This is a genomic window from Uliginosibacterium sp. 31-12, assembly GCF_030548425.1.
GTDB lineage: Bacteria > Pseudomonadota > Gammaproteobacteria > Burkholderiales > Rhodocyclaceae > Uliginosibacterium > Uliginosibacterium aquaticum.
Window position 1 is genome coordinate 892,865 of sequence record NZ_JAUOOA010000001.1, and the last position, 17,079, is coordinate 909,943.

A 17,079-nucleotide genomic window follows, 5' to 3' on the forward strand; every position below is an offset into this window, starting at 1 on the left:
CACATGAAACTATTTTTTGATTTTTTCCCGGTCGCCCTCTTTTACGCCGCCTTCCAGTACGCCAGAGCCCACAAGGAGCTGGCCGCGCAAAAGGCGACCGAGTGGTTCGGCTTCATGGTTTCCGGTGGAGTGGTCGGGCCGACCGAAGCACCAACCGTGCTGGCCACGGTTGTCGTCGTACTGGCTATTGCCGCACAGATCGGCTGGCTACTGGCGCGACGCCAGACAGTCAGTAAAATCCTGTGGGTCAGCATGGCGGCGGCCATCGTCTTTGGGGGCGCCACGGTATGGTTCCACGATCCGGCCTTCATCAAGTGGAAATTCAGCATCGTGTACTGGTTGATGGGCAGCGGCTTTTTCATCAGTGCCCGCTTCTTCCGCAAGAATCCAATCCAGGCACTCATCGGAGAAGGCATCAGCCTGCATGAACAAGCCTGGCATCGCCTGAACCTCGCCTGGGTGCTGTTCTTCATTGGCATGGGCTGCCTGAATCTGGCGATTGCCTATAACTTCTCCGAGAACGCCTGGTTCAATTTCAAGCTCTTTGGCAGCATGGGCCTGACGCTCCTCTTTGCCCTGGCTCAGGGCCTGTATCTGGCGCGCTTCATCAAGAGCGACCCCAAGGAAGAATCCCAAGCCTGAAACACATGGACCGTATCGAAGAAATCCGCCAGCGCCTTGCTGCACTCGAGCCACTACTGATCGAACTCGAAGACGAGAGTCATCGCCATGCCGGCCACGCCGGCGCACGCAGCGGCGGCGGCCATTTTGAGTTGCGAATCGTCGCTAGCTGCTTTGCCGGCAAACCGACGCTGGCACGTCATCGCTTGATTTATGCTGCTCTGGGCGAGTTGATGCAGACTCGCATCCACGCCCTAAGCATTCTTGCCCAGACCCCGGAAGAAGCCGCGCAAGCCTGAGCTTCGTCCATTTTCAAACCGCAATCCTCACCAGGAAATAACATGTCCGTGAAGCTGAGTTGTGTAGCCCTCTCCCTTCTTCTTGCTGCCGGCGTTGCCCAAGCTCAAGCCCAGAAACCCCTGGCCAAGGTCAATGGGGTCACAATCCCGGCCTCAATCGGTGAGCTGATGATCGCCGAACAGGTAGCCCAGGGCGCGCCCAACAACGAGGAACTGCGCAAAGCCGTTAAGGAAGAACTGATCCGCCGTGAGCTGCTTGCCCAAGAGGCCAAGAAAAGCGGCCTCGACAAGAAACCGGAAGTGATCGCGCGCATGGATGTGGCACGCCAGGGCATCCTGGTCGGCGGCTTCATCAATAACTGGATGAAGGCTAACCCGGTTTCGGATGCTAGCGTGCGCGCCGAGTATGACCGTCGCGTCAAGGAAATGAGCGGTACCGAATACAAGGTCCGCCACATCCAGGTCGAAAAGGAAGAGGCCGCCAAGGCCATTATCGCCAAGCTGCAGAGCGGCGCAAAGTTTGAAGACTTGGCCAAGGAGTCGGTCGATGCGGGCTCCAAGGACAATGGCGGTGATATCGGCTGGGTAGCCCCCGCCGGTCTGCCGCCGGCCATGGGCGAAGCGCTGGCCAAGCTGGAAAAGGGTAAGTTCCACGCCCTGCCGGTGCAGTCCAACTTCGGTTATCACGTAGTGAAGCTGGAGGATTCCCGTCAGGCCGTGCCGCCCAAGTACGAAGAAGTCCAGGGCAATCTGCGCCAGGGCCTCGAGCAACAAGCGCTCTCCAAGTACATCAACAGCCTGATGGCCAAAGCCAAGGTCGAGTAAGTCTGCCTCCGGGCTCCGACCCCTGCCAGCAGGTAAGGGGCGGAGCCCGCGACTTTGCGCGGCGCCCTGCCGCGCACAGCCTGCCCCCAGGAAACCATGCGGGGCGAATGGCTATAATCGCACCACAATCAAAACTACCGGGGAACGGAAATGGGTTTTCTCGCAGGCAAGCGCATCCTCATTTGTGGGTTGCTGAGCAATCGCTCGATTGCATACGGCGTCGCAAAAGCCATGCATCGCGAAGGCGCTGAACTCGCTTTCACTTACCAGCACGAGCGTTTCCTGCATCGCGTGACAGAAATGGCGCGTGAGTTCGACAGCGAACGAGTATTCCTGTGCGATGTGCAGTACGACGAGCAGATCACCGCCCTGTTCGACTCAATCGCCCAACATTGGGACGGGCTGGATGGCATCGTGCACTCGCTGGCCTTTGCACCAGCAGAAGCCCTCAAGGGAGACTTCCTTGAAGGGTTTTCGCGTGAGGCATTCCGTACCGCTCACGAAGTGAGCAGTTACAGCTTCGCGGCGCTCGCCAAAGCCGCTCGTCCGCTGATGAAGGGACGCAATGGTTCGTTGCTGACCCTCTCCTATCTCGGCGCGGTCCGCACCCTGCCCAACTACAACGTGATGGGCCTTGCAAAGGCCAGCCTGGAGGCGTCGGTCCGTTACATGGCCAATGCACTGGGGCCAGAAGGAACCCGTGTGAATGCCATCTCGGCCGGGCCGATCCGTACCCTGGCGGCCTCCGGCATTGGCAACTTTGGCAAACTGCTGACCTTCAATGAACACAATGCGCCGCTGCGTCGCAATGTGACCATCGATGAAGTCGGCAACGCCGCGGCCTTCCTGTGTTCCGATCTGGCCTCGGGCATCTCGGCCGAGATCATGTATGTGGATGCTGGCTTCAATTCGGTCGCCATCGGTACTGACGAGCCGCTGTAAGGCGCTGCGCTATCCGCCTACGGCCTTCACCGGGATCATCCGGATCTCGGCGTAGGCCGTGCGCCGCGGCAGCAGGATACGGTTATCCACGGCTTCCTCAAAGCGCTCGATCCGGTAGTCCGCCATCCCCAATTCGCGCACCAGTGATTCGGCGCGCCGCCGCATGATGTAGCCCGCTTCGCCATCCCCACCCACGCTGAGATACTGCTTGTTCATCTGATAGATCACGCGCTGGTCAGGCAGGCGGGTCTCACTGATTTCCCAGCTTGGTGCCCGCGGATCGGTAATGTAGTAAAGCGTACCGATCAGGACTCCAACCTTCAGAACATCGCCATAGGTCACCGCATACCCCAGCCCATCGGACGGAATCGGCTTACTGAGCGTACTGCAGGCGGCCATCACCAGCCAGGCCGGCAACAGGAGGGTTGGCAGAAGTCGCTTCATGGCGCGCCCTCAAGAAATGAAGTTGAACAGGGACAGCCCTGTGACTTTGGAGAAGGTGCTGCGGGCAGCCTCCAGGTAGGTCTGCTGCTGTTGGAAGTCCGAAATCGCGGTTACGTAATCCAGCCCCACCAGACGATCCAGTCGGTCCGCATACTGGATCTGCATGTCCTCTCCTACGCTCTCCAGCGCCTCGACTTCCAATTGTCGAGAGCCTCCCTGCGCCCGCAGACGCAGCACATTCTCCAGCGCATTGTCGAGCCGGCTGATCGATTCAGCGATCGTTGTCTGGTAATCCGCCCCGGTGGTGTTCTCCAGCCCCACGATCAGCTGCTGCAGACTTGTGAACATGTCAGTGCTGGCTCCAGGCAGGGCATTGAAAGTGTCACCAGCAGAGGGGGTTCCAGAAATCACGATGGCGATTTCCTGGGTCGCAGCATTAGCCGGATCAGGCAAGCCAATGGACTGCCCGGAGACATACGCCCCCGATGTCAAGGGCGCCCCACTCATGGTCGGATCGGCCGCTAAATCGAAAATATCGTAAGTCGTAGGGCTGCTGAAACGGATGCCGTATTGCCCACCAGCGTAAGCCACAGGGCCGGTTACATCGCCATCACTGATGGTGGCGGTGGTAGAGGTGGAATGCGTGGAAAAAGTGCCGTTGCCGGATTCGATATTAAGGAAGAGCTCGCTGCCATTCACACTGACCGGAATCAGGCGGGTACTTGAAACCTGAAGGGTTCGAGTGCCCTGATCCCCTTGGTAACTCACGCCTGAAAGATTGCCGGTGAAAGACTGCGCGTCGCCTTTGTAGCCGGAGAACATGTATTCGCCAGACGAATCCTTGGCGTTGGCAAGGCTCATCAACTCCTCGAACTGCGCCCGCACATCCACCGCGATGGAACGCCGGTCTTCCGCTGAGAGTGCATCATTACCCGCCTGAACCGCACGTTCACGCACATAGGTCAGCAACTCACCGATGGCGCCCAACTGGCTGTCGAGCGCCTTGAGCGAATCGGAAGCCGTCCCCTGGTTCTCCTTTTCGAGATTGATACGACTGACGGACTGGGAGATTTCCAGCGCCCGAGCCGAGGCCACCGGATCATCACTCGGTGCCACCACGCGAGAGCCCGTCGAGAGTTGTTGTTGGGTATGCAGCAGATCCACCTGCTGGCGACCAATGGTAGCAACGTTGGTGTCGTAAATAAGGGAAGTGCTAACTCGCATGATGCTTACCTCATGACCGAGAGGATGTCGTCGAACAGGCTTTGCGCAATGCCAATGCAGCGAGCGCAAGCTTGATAGGCTTGTTGGTAACGCAGGAGGTTGGCGGCCTCTTCATCCAGGTTCACGCCGGAAAGGCCTTGCTGCTCTGCCGTTGCCTGCTCCAGCAGCCCGGCTTGTGCTGTGGCATTGACCTTGGCTTCGCTGGTCTGGGTACCTACATTGCTGACCATCTGCGAATACGCATAACCCAGGGTCGCCGTGCCCCCGAGCAAATCCTTGGCCGAGGCGATCGCGTATAGCGCATTGGCGTTGCGCCCATCCTTGGTGCCGCCAACATTGGTCTCGATGGTGAAGGTATCGCCATTGGCAGGGCGACCTGCAATCGCAAAACTCAGATTGGGATTGGTGAGGGTTACGGTGGTTCCCGCAGCGTTGCTGGCCGGATCGTAGGCAATGGTGGCTGGCACAGCGCCGGTAACGTTGAACTGATTCAGCGCCGAATCGAATGTAAGGGTGATGGGAGTGGCAATGTGAGCGGCGGCGGGCGCAAGAATGCCGGTCAAGCTCTCAGCGACCGGCTGAGTCACGGAACCGGTACCGGTATTGGTACTTGCGGCAACACTACGCACCGGAGAGCCTGCAGCAATCAAGGCGGTATCCTGAATGGCTATCGAGATATCGCGTGCGGCAAAGCGAGTTGGCTGGATCAGCACCCGGTCTCCGGCCGCCATCGTGCCGGAAATACTCAATCCATCTACATTCGTCGGCAGCGTAGCGCCGGAATACACAACGCCACTGTCCGACGTCCGGCTCAACGTATAGGTAGCCCCATCAAAACTCATCACATAGTCATCCGTGGTGAGCCCGCCCACATCCACCACACTAGTCGTGAGGCTCGCGGTTGAAGGGGAGGAGGTGAGCAGATTCGGCAAATTCTGCATGGTCGAGGTGAGCGAGCCGAAAAAATTGCCGCCCATGGTGCCCTGCAAATCCTGCCCAAGCTGATGTTGTGCATTGAAAGTGGTTGCCAGACTCAGCGCGATCCGGCCCAGGGCATTCTGGGCTTCGTCCAGCGATTCACTGCGGTATTTGATCAGGCCACCCAATTCACCGCCACTGAGCAGATTCTCAGGAATCGGCACGATGCCGCCGCTGGGTAGCTGCACCCCCACTGCGACGCGATTCTGGTCTGTCGCAGAAGGCGCTGTGTTGAGCGAAAACACATCGGTATTCATCACCAGCGGCTGCCCACTACCAATGAATACATTGATGGTGCCATCGGTATTGCCGGTGACCGTAACCTTGATCAGGGTATTAAGCTCAGTGACGATGGCGTCACGTGTATCCATCAAGTCATTTGCCGGAACATTGGGGCCGGCCGACTGGGCGGAAACAATCTTGTTGTTGAGATCCGCAACCTTGCTGGCCAAAGTGTTGATCTGCCCCACTACCTGGCTGATCTGGGTTTCGACGCCATCGCGAACTTCCTGAATACGCGCCTGCATGGCCTTGAAACGGGTAGCCAGAGCTTCGGCATTGGACAGCATGGACTGACGCGAAGGCACGCTGGAGGGATCTGCCGCCACTTGTTGGACGCCGCGGAAGAATTCGTCGAGCGCCGGACTCAGACCGGCAGTGGAATCCGCAAGCAGGTTATCGACCTGCTTGATCTGGTTGTAATAGGTTTCAAATTCAGCGCGAGAAGTATCTGCAGCAAGCACCTGCCCGGCCAGAAACTGGCTATAGACGCGTTTGACTGTGCTGACTTCGGTGCCCTGCCCGAAGAATCCCACCCCACTGAACATCGGCTGGGCAGACTCCAGCACGACCTGCTGACGGTTATAACCTGCCAGATTGGCGTTCGAGATGTTATGGCTGGTCGTGTTTAGCGCTGCCTGTGAGGCATTGAGACCGGTAAGAGAAATACTGAGTAGGCCTGACATGGTCGCGCGCTCCGCTGCTGTTACGAGCTTCTAACGCAAATCCGGTGCCAGTTTTTTCATTCGCCTTTAATTACAAGGCAAGCATTTGATTTTATTGGATTAAATACACACCCAAAAACACCTCAAGGAGGAATTGGAGCGCATGAAAAAGGCGGCATAAATTGCCGCCTCGCCGTACGCCAAACCTGCGCATTCCGACTTTATTCGCGCTCTTCGATCCAGGCGCTCTGGATGGCTTCAAGAATGCGCTCACCACACCGATCGCTGGCATCGTCAAAGCCTGGCAGAGCTTTCACCCAGTTCATCAAGTCGACGAAATTGATCCGGGTCGGATCCACATCGGGATATGCATCGGAGAGTGCGATAGCGATTTCAAGTGTGTCGGTCCATTTCATTTGGAGTTTCCTTCACTGACCATGTTAACGGTATAGCGCGGGATCTCCACCACCAGGGGCGTCTCCGCAACCACGGCCTGACATGAGAGGCGCGATTGCGGCTCCAGGCCCCAGGCCTTGTCCAGCATATCCTCTTCAAGTTCGTCAGCCGCTTCGAGCGAGTTGAAGCCTTCCCGCACGATCACATGGCAGGTGGTGCAGGCACAGGACTTCTCACAGGCGTGTTCGATATCGATCTCGTTGGCGAGCAACACATCACAGATGGTTTCGCCAGGAGCGGCTTCCAGAACAGCGCCATCGGGGCACAGTTCGGCATTCGGGAGGACGACGATCTGAGTCATGGTCTTCTCCTTTCAGATAGGTAGGTTATCAACACGGCTGCCAGTGAGCGCCTGGCGAATGGCCTTGTCCATACGCCGCGCCGCGAGCTCGCCAGTTTGTGCCGAGAGGGCATCGATGCCGGTCTTGATCGCAAGGTGATCCGTGCCGGTGGCCAGTTGCTGCAAACGGCTCATGGCCGATTCAACCAGCAGCAGTTCATTCGCTTCGAGCAAGGCAGCATCTTCGTTGAGCGCCTGGCGAGTCGCTTCGAGCAGACGTTCAGCTTCGACCTGCTGCTCGCGCAGGGCACGAGCCTGCATGTCTTCCGACGCATGCTCGAAACCAGACTTGAGCATGCCGGCAATCTCATCGTCAGAAAGCCCGTAGCTGGGTTTCACCGTGACATTGGATTCAACACCCGTAGTCTGCTCACGGGCGCTTACCGACAGCAAACCATCGGCATCGACCTGGAAGGTCACCCGTATCCGGGCACCACCGGCTGGCATAGGGGGAATGCCGCGCAGCTCGAAGCGCGCCAAGGAACGGCAGTCCTGCACCAGTTCGCGCTCGCCCTGCAGCACATGGATTGCCATGGCGCTCTGGCCGTCTTTGTAGGTCGTGAACTCCTGCGCTTTGGCGACCGGGATGGTGGAATTGCGCGGAATGATTTTCTCGGTCAGCCCACCCATCATCTCAAGACCCAGCGACAGCGGGATCACGTCGAGCAGCAGCCAATCCTCACCAGGGCGACGATTCCCGGCCAAAACGTTTGCCTGGATCGCGGCACCAATGGCTACGACTTTCTCCGGATCAATCTCGGTGAAGGGCTCGCGGCCGAAAAGCTGCGCCACGGCCGTACGCACATGCGGCATGCGGGTAGCTCCGCCCACCATCACCACAGCCTGGATTTCATCAACCTTGAGGGCCGCATCACGCAGCGCCTTGCGCACCGGCAGCAGAGTGCGCTCGACCAATTCTTGAGTCAGCTGCTGGAAATCGGCCAGACCGACTTTCAGCTCGCGCAGCCCGTCAGCCGCGACAGGAACGTGAGCGATCACCTCGGGATGCGTCGTGAGTGCTTCCTTGACGCGCCGCGCCTCCACCAGCAGAGCGCGGGATTTGGAGCAATCCAGATCTACACCACTGGCCTGGCGGTGCATCCAATCAGCCAGCGCCTCATCGAAATCATCACCGCCCAACGAGGAGTCCCCACTGGTGGCCATCACTTCGAACACTCCACGTGAAAGACGCAGGATCGAGAAATCGAAAGTGCCGCCCCCCAAGTCATACACCGCGTAAATACCTTCGGCGGCCTCATCGAGACCGTAGGCAATGGCGGCTGCCGTCGGCTCGTTGAGCAGGCGCAACACGTTCAGACCGGCCACGCGCGCAGCGTCCTTAGTGGCCTGGCGCTGAGCGTCATCGAAATAGGCCGGCACAGTGATCACCGCGCCCACCAGCTCATCGCCCAGAGTAGCTTCGGCGCGCTCACGGAGCACACGTAGGATTTCAGAGGAAACTTCAACCGGGGTGCGCGGCCCGGCCACGGTATGGATACGCACCATGCCGCCGGTATCCACCAGATCGTAACGCGCGCGCATGCCGGCATCGGTATCCGCCAGGCCACGTCCCATCAAGCGTTTGACCGACGCGATGGTATTGCGCGGATCAGCCGCCTGAGCCGCCAGTGCATCCTGACCAACGATGGTCTTGCCATCGCGCTGATAACGCACCACGGAAGGCAGGATCACGCCGCAGCCGTCACCTGCCAGGCATTCCGGGATTGAATGGCGCACGGTCGCCACCAAGGAATTGGTCGTGCCGAGATCGATACCGACTGCGAAACGTTGCTGATGCGGATCCGGCGTTTCGCCCGGTTCGGAGAGCTGCAGGAGGGCCATCAGTTATCCAGTTGTGCGAGAGCGTCATCAATTTCATGACGCAGTTTTTCCATGAACATGAGGCGACGCACGAGTTCGGTAGCCACGACCAGATCTTCAACCTCATCGATGGCGTGCTTGAGATCGTCGAGCATCACACGCTCATCACGCGCCAGCTCCTTCTGCAGGCGCTGCAGCTCGACTGCATCGCCGCTGGCTTCCTCAGCCGCTTCGCGCCACTCCATCTGCTGCATCAGGAACGCGTGCGACATCCCGGTATTGCGCTCGGCTTCAACGGCATAGCCACGGCGCTCCAGCAGGTAGCGGGCCCGATTGAGCGGGCTCTTGAGGGTTCGGAAAGCTTCATTGGCGAGCGTAGCCCATTGCATGGCCACTCGCCGTTCAGCTTCAGGGCGATGGGCAAAGCGGTCCGGATGCACCTGTGCCTGCACATTGCGATAGGCCGCTTCGAGCTGGGCAGAATCGAGCGTATAACGCTCGGGCAAACCGAAGAGTGAGAAGTACTCTTGCATGGTGTGGAACGCCTTGCCACACACGGGGCACGACAAGGCGTCTGATCAGGTTAGGTTCCGGAAGGGCTGAGAAACAAGGCGGTAGGCTTTACCGCCACCGACAACACCGCATTGGAGAAGTATTGCCGGGCGCATGTCTGACAAGCCCTAGACGTTGAAGCTCTCGCCGCAGCCGCACTCGTTCTTCACGTTCGGATTGTTGAACTTGAAGCCTTCGTTGAGGCCTTCGCGCACAAAATCAAGCTCGGTGCCATCAATGTAAGGCAGGCTCTTCGGATCGACCATGACCTTCAAACCCTGACTTTCAAAGACCAGATCATCGGCTTCAGATTCGTCCGCATACTCGAGCTTGTAAGCCATGCCCGAGCACCCAGTCGTTTTCACGCCCAAGCGAACGCCGATGCCCTTGCCACGCTTGGCGAGGAACTTGGTGATATGCCGCGCAGCGGCTTCGGACAGGGTGACAGCCATTACTTTGCCTCGTGCTTCTTGCGATAGTCGTCGACAGCAGCCTTGATTGCATCTTCGGCCAAGATCGAGCAGTGGATTTTAACCGGCGGCAGCGCCAGCTCTTCCGCAATCTGCGTGTTCTTGATGTTGAGCGCCTCATCCAGCGTCTTGCCCTTCACCCACTCGGTGACCAGCGAGCTCGAAGCAATGGCCGAGCCGCAGCCATAGGTCTTGAATTTTGCATCTTCGATCACGCCAGCTTCATTGACCTTGATCTGCAGTTTCATCACATCACCGCAAGCCGGCGCACCGACCATGCCGGTGCCCACAGTGGTGGCCTCATCCTTGCCGAAGCTGCCAACGTTACGGGGGTTTTCGTAGTGGTCCAAGACCTTGTCGCTATATGCCATTTTGTTTCTCCTGCCAGATTCAGTGTGCAGCCCACTGCACGGAATTCAGATCGACGCCTTCCTGCACCATTTCCCACAGCGGCGAGAGTTCGCGCAGCTTGTCGATCTTGGCGTGCATCAGCTTGATCGTGTAGTCAACTTCTTCTTCGGTGGTAAAGCGGCCGATGGTGAAACGGATCGAGCTGTGAGCCAGCTCGTCCGAGCGTCCAAGGGCGCGCAACACATAGGAAGGCTCCAGCGAGGCTGAGGTGCACGCCGAGCCACTCGATACGGCAATATCCTTCACCGCCATGATCAGCGACTCGCCTTCCACATAGTTGAAGCTGATGTTGAGGTTGTGCGGCACGCGATGCGCCACATCACCATTCACATAGGTTTCAGGAATGTCTGAGAGCCCCTTGAGCAAACGATCCCGCAATGCGCCGATACGCGCGTTTTCGCTGGCCATTTCTTCGCGGGCGATGCGGAAAGCCTCCCCCATGCCAACGATCTGATGCGTAGCCAAAGTGCCTGAGCGCATACCGCGCTCGTGGCCACCGCCGTGCATCTGCGCTTCGATCCGCACCCGCGGCTTGCGACGCACGTAGAGAGCCCCAATGCCTTTAGGACCGTAAGTTTTATGGGCCGAGAAGGACATCAGATCAACCTTGAGTGTTTCGAGATTGATCTCGACCTTACCGGTAGCCTGCGCTGCATCGACGTGGAAGATGATGCCCTTCTCGCGGCAGATTTCACCGAGCTCGGCAATCGGCTGGATCACGCCGATTTCGTTGTTCACGAACATCACTGACACCAGGATGGTGTCCGGACGCAGCGCCGCCTTAAAGGCCTCCAGATCCAGCAGACCGTTTTCTTGCACCTCAAGGTAGGTGACTTCGAAGCCTTGTCGCTCCAGTTCGCGCATGGTGTCCAGCACAGCCTTGTGCTCGGTCTTCAGCGTGATCAGATGCTTGCCCTTGCCCTTGTAGAACTGGGCAGCCCCCTTGATGGCGAGGTTGTTGGACTCGGTGGCGCCGCTGGTCCACACGATGTCTTTGGAGTCAGCCCCCACCAGCGCGGCAACCTGCGTGCGCGCCTCTTCCACTGCGGCCTCAGCATCCCAGCCATAGGGATGCGAGCGGCTAGCCGGATTACCGAAATGTTCGGTCAGCCAGGGAATCATTTTCTGCGCCACGCGCGGATCAACCGGGGTGGTTGCTGAGTAATCGAGGTAGATGGGGAACTTCATCAGCTGCTCCAGGGGGCTTGTTGTCTTTGTTTCAGACTGCAAGCGCAGTCAGGTTCTTCAATTCATTCAGGGTCTGACGCAAGGCCAGCAGAAAACTTTCAATTTCGCTCATCTGTGTGCCCTGTCCCACGCTGACCCGCACCGCGCCACGCGCCAGCTCAGGGGCAATCCCCATCGCCAACAGGGTGCGCGAAGGTTCGGGATTGGCCGATGAACAGGCCGCGCCACTCGCCATTGCAAAGCCGGCACGATCCAGCTTGCCAACCAGGGTTTCGCCGTCGATCCCCTCAAAAGCGAAAAAACTTGTATTCGGCAAGCGCGCAGCCTGAACACCGAAGAGACAGGCCTGCAATTTCCGCAACCCGACCTCCAGGCAATCACGCAGCGCCTGCATATGCTGAACCCGCCGCTGCAGATCATCTTGCAGCAGTTCGCAGGCAAGGCCGAAGCCAACGATGGCCGCGACATTTTCGGTACCGGAGCGCAGCCCGCGCTCCTGAGCTCCACCGCCAATCAGCGCCTCTAATTCGACCCGCTTGTCCAGCACCAATGCACCAGCCCCAAGGGGGCCATAAACCTTATGCGACGAGAGCGTCAGTCCATGCACACCCAGCGCGCGGAAGTCGAGCGGGATTTTACCCAAGGCCTGCACCGCGTCACTGTGAATATATCCACCCTGCGCACGCTGGGTTTTGGCCAAGGTCACAAGATCATTCAGCACGCCTGTTTCATTGTTGGCCAGCATCACCGAAACCAGCGCAGGCTTGTCACGCAGCACTTGATCAAGCGCGGCATTTGTATCAAGTGCACCCTCAGCACTCAGCGGCAACTCGTTCAACTGCCATCCCGCATGCCGCAACTGCCGGGCCGGTTCGCGCACACAGGGATGTTCACTGGCACCGATGGCGATTCGCCCCACAGGCAGATTCGCGGCCGCGCCCTTGATGAATAGGTTGTTGGATTCGGAGCCGCCGCTGGTGAAGATCACCTCGGTCGGGTGCGCATTCACCGCCGCAGCCACTTGCTGGCGCGCCTGATCAATCGCAGCGCGTGCCTGCCGGCCATATTCATGACGACTCGACGCGTTGCCCCAGCGCCCGCCGCCCAACCAGGGCAGCATGGCCTCACGCACACGCGCATCAAGCGGCGTGCTGGCATTGTGATCGAGATAGGCCGGGGCAAACATGACAGTCTCCGCTCAGGCCAGCGCCTCAGCATCGGCCTTGCTGCCGCGACGAAACTCGTCGCACAGCACGACAGCCTGATGCGGGTTTTCGCGCTGACGAATCTGGCTGACCAGAGTATCCAGATCCACCGATTCGAGATACTCGAACATGCGGCGGTTCAGATTGGACCACAGATCATGGGTCATGCAACGGTGATGCGGCTGGCCGTTGCAGTCTTCCTTGCCACCGCACTGAGTGGTATCCAGTGGCTCGTCAACAGCAATGATGATGTCTGCGACGGTAATCTTGTCCATGGTACGGGCCAGGCAATAACCGCCGCCAGGGCCACGCACGCTAGAAACCAGCTGATGGCGACGCAGCTTGCCGAAAAGCTGCTCAAGATAGGAAAGCGAGATACTCTGACGCTCGCTGATGCCGGCCAGCGTTACTGGCCCCTTGTCCTGGCGCAGGGCCAGATCGATCATGGCGGTAACGGCGAAACGACCTTTGGTGGTGAGGCGCATGTTCTGCTCCGGTCTCTGTGGGTGGCTGGCTGAAATCCTTTGCGGGGCTGGCGCGCGGGGCCTCAGGGCAATACTTGATTGTTTTGCTCAAGAATACAATTCCCGACCAATCTGGTCAAGCATTCCCGAACCCGGAAAGACGCTATCGGCACGATAGAATCCACGCATGCTTCCCCCCCCTTCGCCCTATCAGCCACCGCCCGACCAAGGCCTGCCACTCATTTACGTTGACGAGGCTTTGCTAGTGCTGGACAAACCTGCCGGCCTGCTAACCGTGCCAGGCAGAGGCCCGGAAAAAGCGGACTGCCTCGCTGCAAGGGTGCAAAAACGCTTCCCTGAAGCACTGATCGTTCATCGGCTGGACATGGAAACCTCTGGGCTCGTCCTGATGGCACGTGGCCCGGCCATGCAACGCGCGCTGAGTCAGCTCTTCGAGCAACGGCGCATCAACAAGCGCTATCTGGCGCGGGTGGCAGGCCGGCTGACCCCCGAGCGCGGAGCAGTCAACCTGCCGCTGATCACGGATTGGCCCAGACGCCCGCGCCAGATGGTCGATCATGGCATTGGCAAACCTTCGCTGACCCACTATGCCAGCCTGCACTTCGACGCCGCAACGCAGAGCAGCCGGGTAGCACTGGAACCACTCACCGGCCGCTCCCACCAACTCCGGGTGCACATGCTGAGCCTTGGGCACCCGATCCTGGGAGATGCGCTCTACGCACCCGAAGCGGTGCGCCTGGCCGCCCCGCGTCTAATGCTGCATGCTGAATGGCTGAGTTTTCCGCATCCGGATAGTACTGAGCCGGTCGAATTCACTGCGCCCTGCCCGTTCTGAGGCACAATCCCGCCCCCTGTCCATAGCCCCCCCCTCCATCCATGCAATGAAGGTCCGCCTGCATACATTCCTTGAACTATTGCTTAATCTGCTGGCGCCTTGGCTGGCCTACTCGGCCGCGGAACCCCACTACGGCGAATTTGGTGCCCTGATCGCGTCCTCCCTGCCGCCCTTGGCATGGAGCGTCTTCGAGTTGCTCCGCTATCGGCGCGTGGATGCCCTGAGTTTCTTCATTCTCGGCGGCATTGCCCTCTCGCTGCTGGCCATGGCTTTGGGCGGGGATGCCCGCTTGTTGCTGGTGCGCGAATCACTCATTTCCGGCCTGGTCGGAATTGCTTTCCTGGTTTCGCTGCTGTTTCAACACCCGCTTGTTTACTATCTCGCGTGCGCAATGGCAAAACGTGGAGACGAGCAGCATGGCGCTGAGCGTTTTCATGCCTGGTGGCTGCTTGCCGGCAGCCGCAAGCTCATTTGCGAGATCAGTTTCGTATGGGGTACGGGCCTGGCACTGGAGGCGGCTCTACGCATCTGGCTAGCCTGGCACTGGGAACCGCAACGCTTCCTCGCTATCGCTCCGCCACTGGGCTACGCAATCGCCGGCCTGATGGGCGCATGGACATTCTGGCGTGTGCGCCGGCATTTATCGGGCCAGCCCAAAGCGACAAAGACTTCAGCAACTGCTGAATAAATCCGCTAAACATCCTGAATCGGCGACAATAGCGGTATTCCCGCGCTGTCGCCTTCCTGCATTTCCCCGGCTCGCCCATTTGCGCAGCCCAATCCGGTACCACTGCCATGTCAGACTCCATCGCCAGCTTCGCCGACCTGAAGCTTTCCGCCCCCATTCTCCAGGCCCTTGCCGACGTCGGTTATGAAACCCCGTCGCCCATTCAGGCTGCCTGCATCCCGATCCTGCTTGATGGCGGTGACATTCTCGGCGAAGCCCAGACCGGTACCGGCAAGACCGCAGCCTTCGCACTACCGCTGCTTGAGCGCCTCGATGCCAGCGACCGCCGACCGCAGATTCTGGTTCTCACACCGACCCGCGAACTGGCCATCCAGGTCGCCGAAGCTTTCCAGAAGTACGCCCGCTACCTGCGCGACTTTCATGTACTGCCGATCTACGGCGGCCAGAGCATGGTGGTTCAGCTACGTCAGCTCTCGCGCGGTGCTCAGGTCATTGTCGGCACACCCGGCCGCGTCATGGACCACCTGGAACGCAAGAGCCTTGATCTCACCAACCTGAAAGCCCTGGTACTGGACGAAGCTGACGAGATGCTGCGCATGGGCTTCATCGACGACGTCGAGTGGATACTCCAGCACATTCCTGACACGCGCCAGACAGCGCTGTTCTCCGCCACCATGCCGGACGTAATCCGCCGCGTGGCACACAAGTATCTGAAGAGCCCGCAAGAAATCAAGATCAAGGCTTCGACCAGCACCGTGGCGGCAATCAGCCAGCGCTACTGGCAGGTTCGCGGCGTAAACAAGCTCGATGCACTAACCCGAATCCTTGAAGTCGAGGAAACTTTTGACGCCGCGATCATCTTCGTTCGCACCAAAATCGCGACCGAAGAGCTCGCGGACAAACTCGAAGCCCGTGGCTATGCCGCGGCCGCCATCAACGGCGATATGAACCAGGGCATGCGCGAGCGTGTGATCGAGCAGCTCAAGAGCGGCACCCTCGACATCCTCGTTGCCACCGACGTGGCCGCCCGTGGCATTGACGTACCGCGCGTCTCACATGTCATCAACTACGACATTCCCTACGACACCGAAGCCTATGTGCACCGTATCGGCCGCACCGGCCGCGCAGGCCGTACCGGCAACGCCATTCTCTTTGTCGCCCCGCGTGAGCGCGGCATGTTGCGCGCCATCGAGCGCGCCACGCGTCAGCCGATCGAGCAGATTTCCCTGCCGACGCGCGAAGATGTTGAAGGCCGCCGCATCGCTCAACTCAAGCAGCTGATCCTTGACACTATCGAAGCCGAAGACATGCAGTACTTCAGCGAAGTGCTGGATCAGCTAGCGGAAGAGAACGAACTCTCGGTTGAAGAGATCGCCCCGGCTCTGCTCTTCATGGCTCAGAAGGAACGCCCGCTGAAGGTTGAAGAACACGGCCATGGCTGGGACGTAGCCACGGCACCAGCCGACGCCCCGCGCAAATTTGATGGAGGCAGCTTCACCGAGCGCAACGAACGCCCGGCCCGCTTCGAGGAGCGTGGTGAGCGCCCCCGTTTCGAGCGCGAAGAGCGCGCGCCGCGCGAACGTGCCCCCCGTCAGGAGTTCGTCTCGGACGGCAAGACTCAGCGTTACCGCATCGAAGTGGGCCGTGCTCATGGCGTGATGCCCAAGGAGATTGTTGGCGCCATCGCTAACGAAGGGGGTATCGACGGCCGCATGATTGGTCAGATTGACCTCTTCGACGATTTCAGCACCGTTGATCTGCCGGTGTTGCCTGAACCACTACTGGGCGTGCTCAAGCGCACCCGCGTGCGCGGCCAGGCCATCAATATCCGTGCCCTGGCAGAAGGTGAACGCTACGAAAAGAGTCGCGCCCCGCGTGAAGAACGCCGCCCGCAAGGCGCCTACGACGAAGGCCGCCGTGGCGGTTTCTCGCGCGACGAGGCCCCGCGCCCGCGCCGTGAGGGCGGCTTCCCGGAAAAGCGCAGCTTTGACGATCGCCCGCGCAGCCCCTACAACAACGAAGCCCCGCGCCGCAGCTTCGACGATCGCCCGCCGCGCCCACGTGAAGGTGGCGCTCCCTTCGATGGCCCACGCAAGAGCTTTGGCGGTGATTCCGCTGCGCCGCGCCGCAACTTCAGTGATGCACCACGCAGTTTTGGCGATGCGCCCCCGAAACGCAGCTTCGCTCGCGATGACAGCGCCCCGCGCCGTGATGAGCGCCCGACGCAGCCGCGTGAGGGCTTCAGCAAACCGGCCTTTGGTGACAAACCCAAGACCGGCTTCAAGGGCGGTAAGCCAAAGAAGAGCTGGTAAGCAGAAACGAAAAGCGGACCTACAGGTCCGCTTTTTTTT

Annotated in this window: 19 protein-coding genes; 7 read left to right on the top strand and 12 right to left on the bottom strand. The window is 59.5% G+C overall.

Features of this window, described 5'->3' with window-relative positions:
• The first annotated feature begins 3 nt into the window (after positions 1 to 3).
• The 4 genes from Q3Y64_RS04215 (at position 4) to fabI (ending at position 2,687) form a co-directional block, all read left to right on the top strand.
• The gene (locus tag Q3Y64_RS04215; protein WP_303560219.1) at positions 4 to 642 is read left to right on the top strand and encodes a septation protein A; all 639 of its coding nucleotides are present in this window, start codon (positions 4 to 6) and stop codon (positions 640 to 642) included.
• A gap of 5 nt (positions 643 to 647) precedes the next feature.
• Positions 648 to 920, top strand: a complete 273-nt coding sequence (locus tag Q3Y64_RS04220; RefSeq protein WP_303560220.1) for a BolA family transcriptional regulator — start codon at positions 648 to 650, stop codon at positions 918 to 920.
• A 42-nt stretch (positions 921 to 962) separates the two neighbouring features.
• The gene (locus tag Q3Y64_RS04225; RefSeq protein ID WP_101943820.1) at positions 963 to 1,745 is read left to right on the top strand and encodes a peptidyl-prolyl cis-trans isomerase; all 783 of its coding nucleotides are present in this window, start codon (positions 963 to 965) and stop codon (positions 1,743 to 1,745) included.
• Between the two features lie 150 nt (positions 1,746 to 1,895).
• Complete coding sequence (fabI, locus tag Q3Y64_RS04230; RefSeq protein WP_101943822.1) at positions 1,896 to 2,687, top strand: enoyl-ACP reductase FabI; 792 nt, start codon at positions 1,896 to 1,898, stop codon at positions 2,685 to 2,687.
• Between the two features lie 9 nt (positions 2,688 to 2,696).
• Here fabI and Q3Y64_RS04235 read toward each other — a convergent pair whose 3' ends face one another.
• From Q3Y64_RS04235 to Q3Y64_RS04290, 12 genes are all read right to left on the bottom strand, one after another.
• Complete coding sequence (locus tag Q3Y64_RS04235) at positions 2,697 to 3,131, bottom strand: hypothetical protein (protein ID WP_101943824.1); 435 nt, start codon at positions 3,129 to 3,131, stop codon at positions 2,697 to 2,699.
• 9 nt (positions 3,132 to 3,140) lie between these two features.
• A complete protein-coding gene (gene flgL / locus Q3Y64_RS04240; protein WP_101943826.1) occupies positions 3,141 to 4,355 on the bottom strand; it encodes a flagellar hook-associated protein FlgL in 1,215 nt (404 codons plus the stop codon).
• Positions 4,356 to 4,360: 5 nt separating this feature from the next.
• Positions 4,361 to 6,298 (bottom strand): flagellar hook-associated protein FlgK, encoded by a 1,938-nt coding sequence (gene flgK, locus Q3Y64_RS04245; RefSeq protein WP_303560221.1) that lies wholly within the window; start codon positions 6,296 to 6,298, stop codon positions 4,361 to 4,363.
• Between the two features lie 200 nt (positions 6,299 to 6,498).
• Positions 6,499 to 6,693 carry a Fe-S cluster assembly protein IscX gene (gene iscX, locus Q3Y64_RS04250; RefSeq protein ID WP_101943829.1) on the bottom strand — a complete coding sequence of 65 codons (195 nt, stop codon included), beginning with the start codon at positions 6,691 to 6,693 and terminating at the stop codon, positions 6,499 to 6,501.
• Positions 6,690 to 7,034, bottom strand: a complete 345-nt coding sequence (fdx, locus tag Q3Y64_RS04255; protein ID WP_170023098.1) for an ISC system 2Fe-2S type ferredoxin — start codon at positions 7,032 to 7,034, stop codon at positions 6,690 to 6,692. The genes iscX and fdx overlap by 4 nt, the downstream gene beginning before the upstream one ends.
• Before the next feature lie 12 nt (positions 7,035 to 7,046).
• Positions 7,047 to 8,915 carry a Fe-S protein assembly chaperone HscA gene (gene hscA, locus Q3Y64_RS04260; protein WP_303560222.1) on the bottom strand — a complete coding sequence of 623 codons (1,869 nt, stop codon included), beginning with the start codon at positions 8,913 to 8,915 and terminating at the stop codon, positions 7,047 to 7,049.
• A complete protein-coding gene (gene hscB / locus Q3Y64_RS04265; protein WP_101943835.1) occupies positions 8,915 to 9,427 on the bottom strand; it encodes a Fe-S protein assembly co-chaperone HscB in 513 nt (170 codons plus the stop codon). The genes hscA and hscB overlap by 1 nt, the downstream gene beginning before the upstream one ends.
• 147 nt (positions 9,428 to 9,574) lie before the next feature.
• Positions 9,575 to 9,898, bottom strand: a complete 324-nt coding sequence (gene iscA / locus Q3Y64_RS04270; RefSeq protein ID WP_101943837.1) for an iron-sulfur cluster assembly protein IscA — start codon at positions 9,896 to 9,898, stop codon at positions 9,575 to 9,577.
• Positions 9,898 to 10,287, bottom strand: coding sequence for a Fe-S cluster assembly scaffold IscU (gene iscU, locus Q3Y64_RS04275; protein WP_101943839.1), 390 nt, complete (start codon positions 10,285 to 10,287; stop codon positions 9,898 to 9,900). The genes iscA and iscU overlap by 1 nt, the downstream gene beginning before the upstream one ends.
• 19 nt (positions 10,288 to 10,306) lie before the next feature.
• Positions 10,307 to 11,515, bottom strand: coding sequence for an IscS subfamily cysteine desulfurase (locus Q3Y64_RS04280; RefSeq protein WP_303560223.1), 1,209 nt, complete (start codon positions 11,513 to 11,515; stop codon positions 10,307 to 10,309).
• Positions 11,516 to 11,546: 31 nt separating this feature from the next.
• Complete coding sequence (locus Q3Y64_RS04285) at positions 11,547 to 12,701, bottom strand: cysteine desulfurase family protein (protein ID WP_303560224.1); 1,155 nt, start codon at positions 12,699 to 12,701, stop codon at positions 11,547 to 11,549.
• Positions 12,702 to 12,713: 12 nt separating this feature from the next.
• Positions 12,714 to 13,205 (bottom strand): Rrf2 family transcriptional regulator, encoded by a 492-nt coding sequence (locus Q3Y64_RS04290; protein ID WP_101943844.1) that lies wholly within the window; start codon positions 13,203 to 13,205, stop codon positions 12,714 to 12,716.
• A gap of 166 nt (positions 13,206 to 13,371) precedes the next feature.
• Between Q3Y64_RS04290 and Q3Y64_RS04295 the strand changes: the two genes are divergently transcribed.
• From Q3Y64_RS04295 to Q3Y64_RS04305, 3 genes are all read left to right on the top strand, one after another.
• On the top strand, positions 13,372 to 14,040 hold the full coding sequence (locus tag Q3Y64_RS04295; protein WP_303560225.1) for an RluA family pseudouridine synthase: 669 nt from the start codon (positions 13,372 to 13,374) through the stop codon (positions 14,038 to 14,040).
• Positions 14,041 to 14,086: 46 nt separating this feature from the next.
• Entirely contained in the window at positions 14,087 to 14,728 is a 642-nt protein-coding gene (locus tag Q3Y64_RS04300; RefSeq protein WP_303560226.1) for a VC0807 family protein, read from the top strand.
• A gap of 107 nt (positions 14,729 to 14,835) precedes the next feature.
• A complete protein-coding gene (locus tag Q3Y64_RS04305) occupies positions 14,836 to 17,040 on the top strand; it encodes a DEAD/DEAH box helicase (RefSeq protein ID WP_303560227.1) in 2,205 nt (734 codons plus the stop codon).
• Positions 17,041 to 17,079: the final 39 nt, after the last annotated feature.

Coding starts and splice junctions, on each gene's coding strand:
- Q3Y64_RS04280 (WP_303560223.1), bottom strand. CDS start 11,515: ATGAAGTTCCCCATCTACCTCGATTACTCAGCAACCACCCCGGTTGAT.
- Q3Y64_RS04215 (WP_303560219.1), top strand. CDS start 4: ATGAAACTATTTTTTGATTTTTTCCCGGTCGCCCTCTTTTACGCCGCC.
- Q3Y64_RS04300 (WP_303560226.1), top strand. CDS start 14,087: ATGAAGGTCCGCCTGCATACATTCCTTGAACTATTGCTTAATCTGCTG.
- iscX (WP_101943829.1), bottom strand. CDS start 6,693: ATGAAATGGACCGACACACTTGAAATCGCTATCGCACTCTCCGATGCA.
- Q3Y64_RS04290 (WP_101943844.1), bottom strand. CDS start 13,205: ATGCGCCTCACCACCAAAGGTCGTTTCGCCGTTACCGCCATGATCGAT.
- flgL (WP_101943826.1), bottom strand. CDS start 4,355: ATGCGAGTTAGCACTTCCCTTATTTACGACACCAACGTTGCTACCATT.
- hscA (WP_303560222.1), bottom strand. CDS start 8,915: ATGGCCCTCCTGCAGCTCTCCGAACCGGGCGAAACGCCGGATCCGCAT.
- flgK (WP_303560221.1), bottom strand. CDS start 6,298: ATGTCAGGCCTACTCAGTATTTCTCTTACCGGTCTCAATGCCTCACAG.
- Q3Y64_RS04235 (WP_101943824.1), bottom strand. CDS start 3,131: ATGAAGCGACTTCTGCCAACCCTCCTGTTGCCGGCCTGGCTGGTGATG.
- iscU (WP_101943839.1), bottom strand. CDS start 10,287: ATGGCATATAGCGACAAGGTCTTGGACCACTACGAAAACCCCCGTAAC.
- Q3Y64_RS04305 (WP_303560227.1), top strand. CDS start 14,836: ATGTCAGACTCCATCGCCAGCTTCGCCGACCTGAAGCTTTCCGCCCCC.
- Q3Y64_RS04220 (WP_303560220.1), top strand. CDS start 648: ATGGACCGTATCGAAGAAATCCGCCAGCGCCTTGCTGCACTCGAGCCA.
- Q3Y64_RS04285 (WP_303560224.1), bottom strand. CDS start 12,701: ATGTTTGCCCCGGCCTATCTCGATCACAATGCCAGCACGCCGCTTGAT.
- hscB (WP_101943835.1), bottom strand. CDS start 9,427: ATGCAAGAGTACTTCTCACTCTTCGGTTTGCCCGAGCGTTATACGCTC.
- fabI (WP_101943822.1), top strand. CDS start 1,896: ATGGGTTTTCTCGCAGGCAAGCGCATCCTCATTTGTGGGTTGCTGAGC.
- Q3Y64_RS04225 (WP_101943820.1), top strand. CDS start 963: ATGTCCGTGAAGCTGAGTTGTGTAGCCCTCTCCCTTCTTCTTGCTGCC.
- iscA (WP_101943837.1), bottom strand. CDS start 9,898: ATGGCTGTCACCCTGTCCGAAGCCGCTGCGCGGCATATCACCAAGTTC.
- Q3Y64_RS04295 (WP_303560225.1), top strand. CDS start 13,372: ATGCTTCCCCCCCCTTCGCCCTATCAGCCACCGCCCGACCAAGGCCTG.
- fdx (WP_170023098.1), bottom strand. CDS start 7,034: ATGACTCAGATCGTCGTCCTCCCGAATGCCGAACTGTGCCCCGATGGC.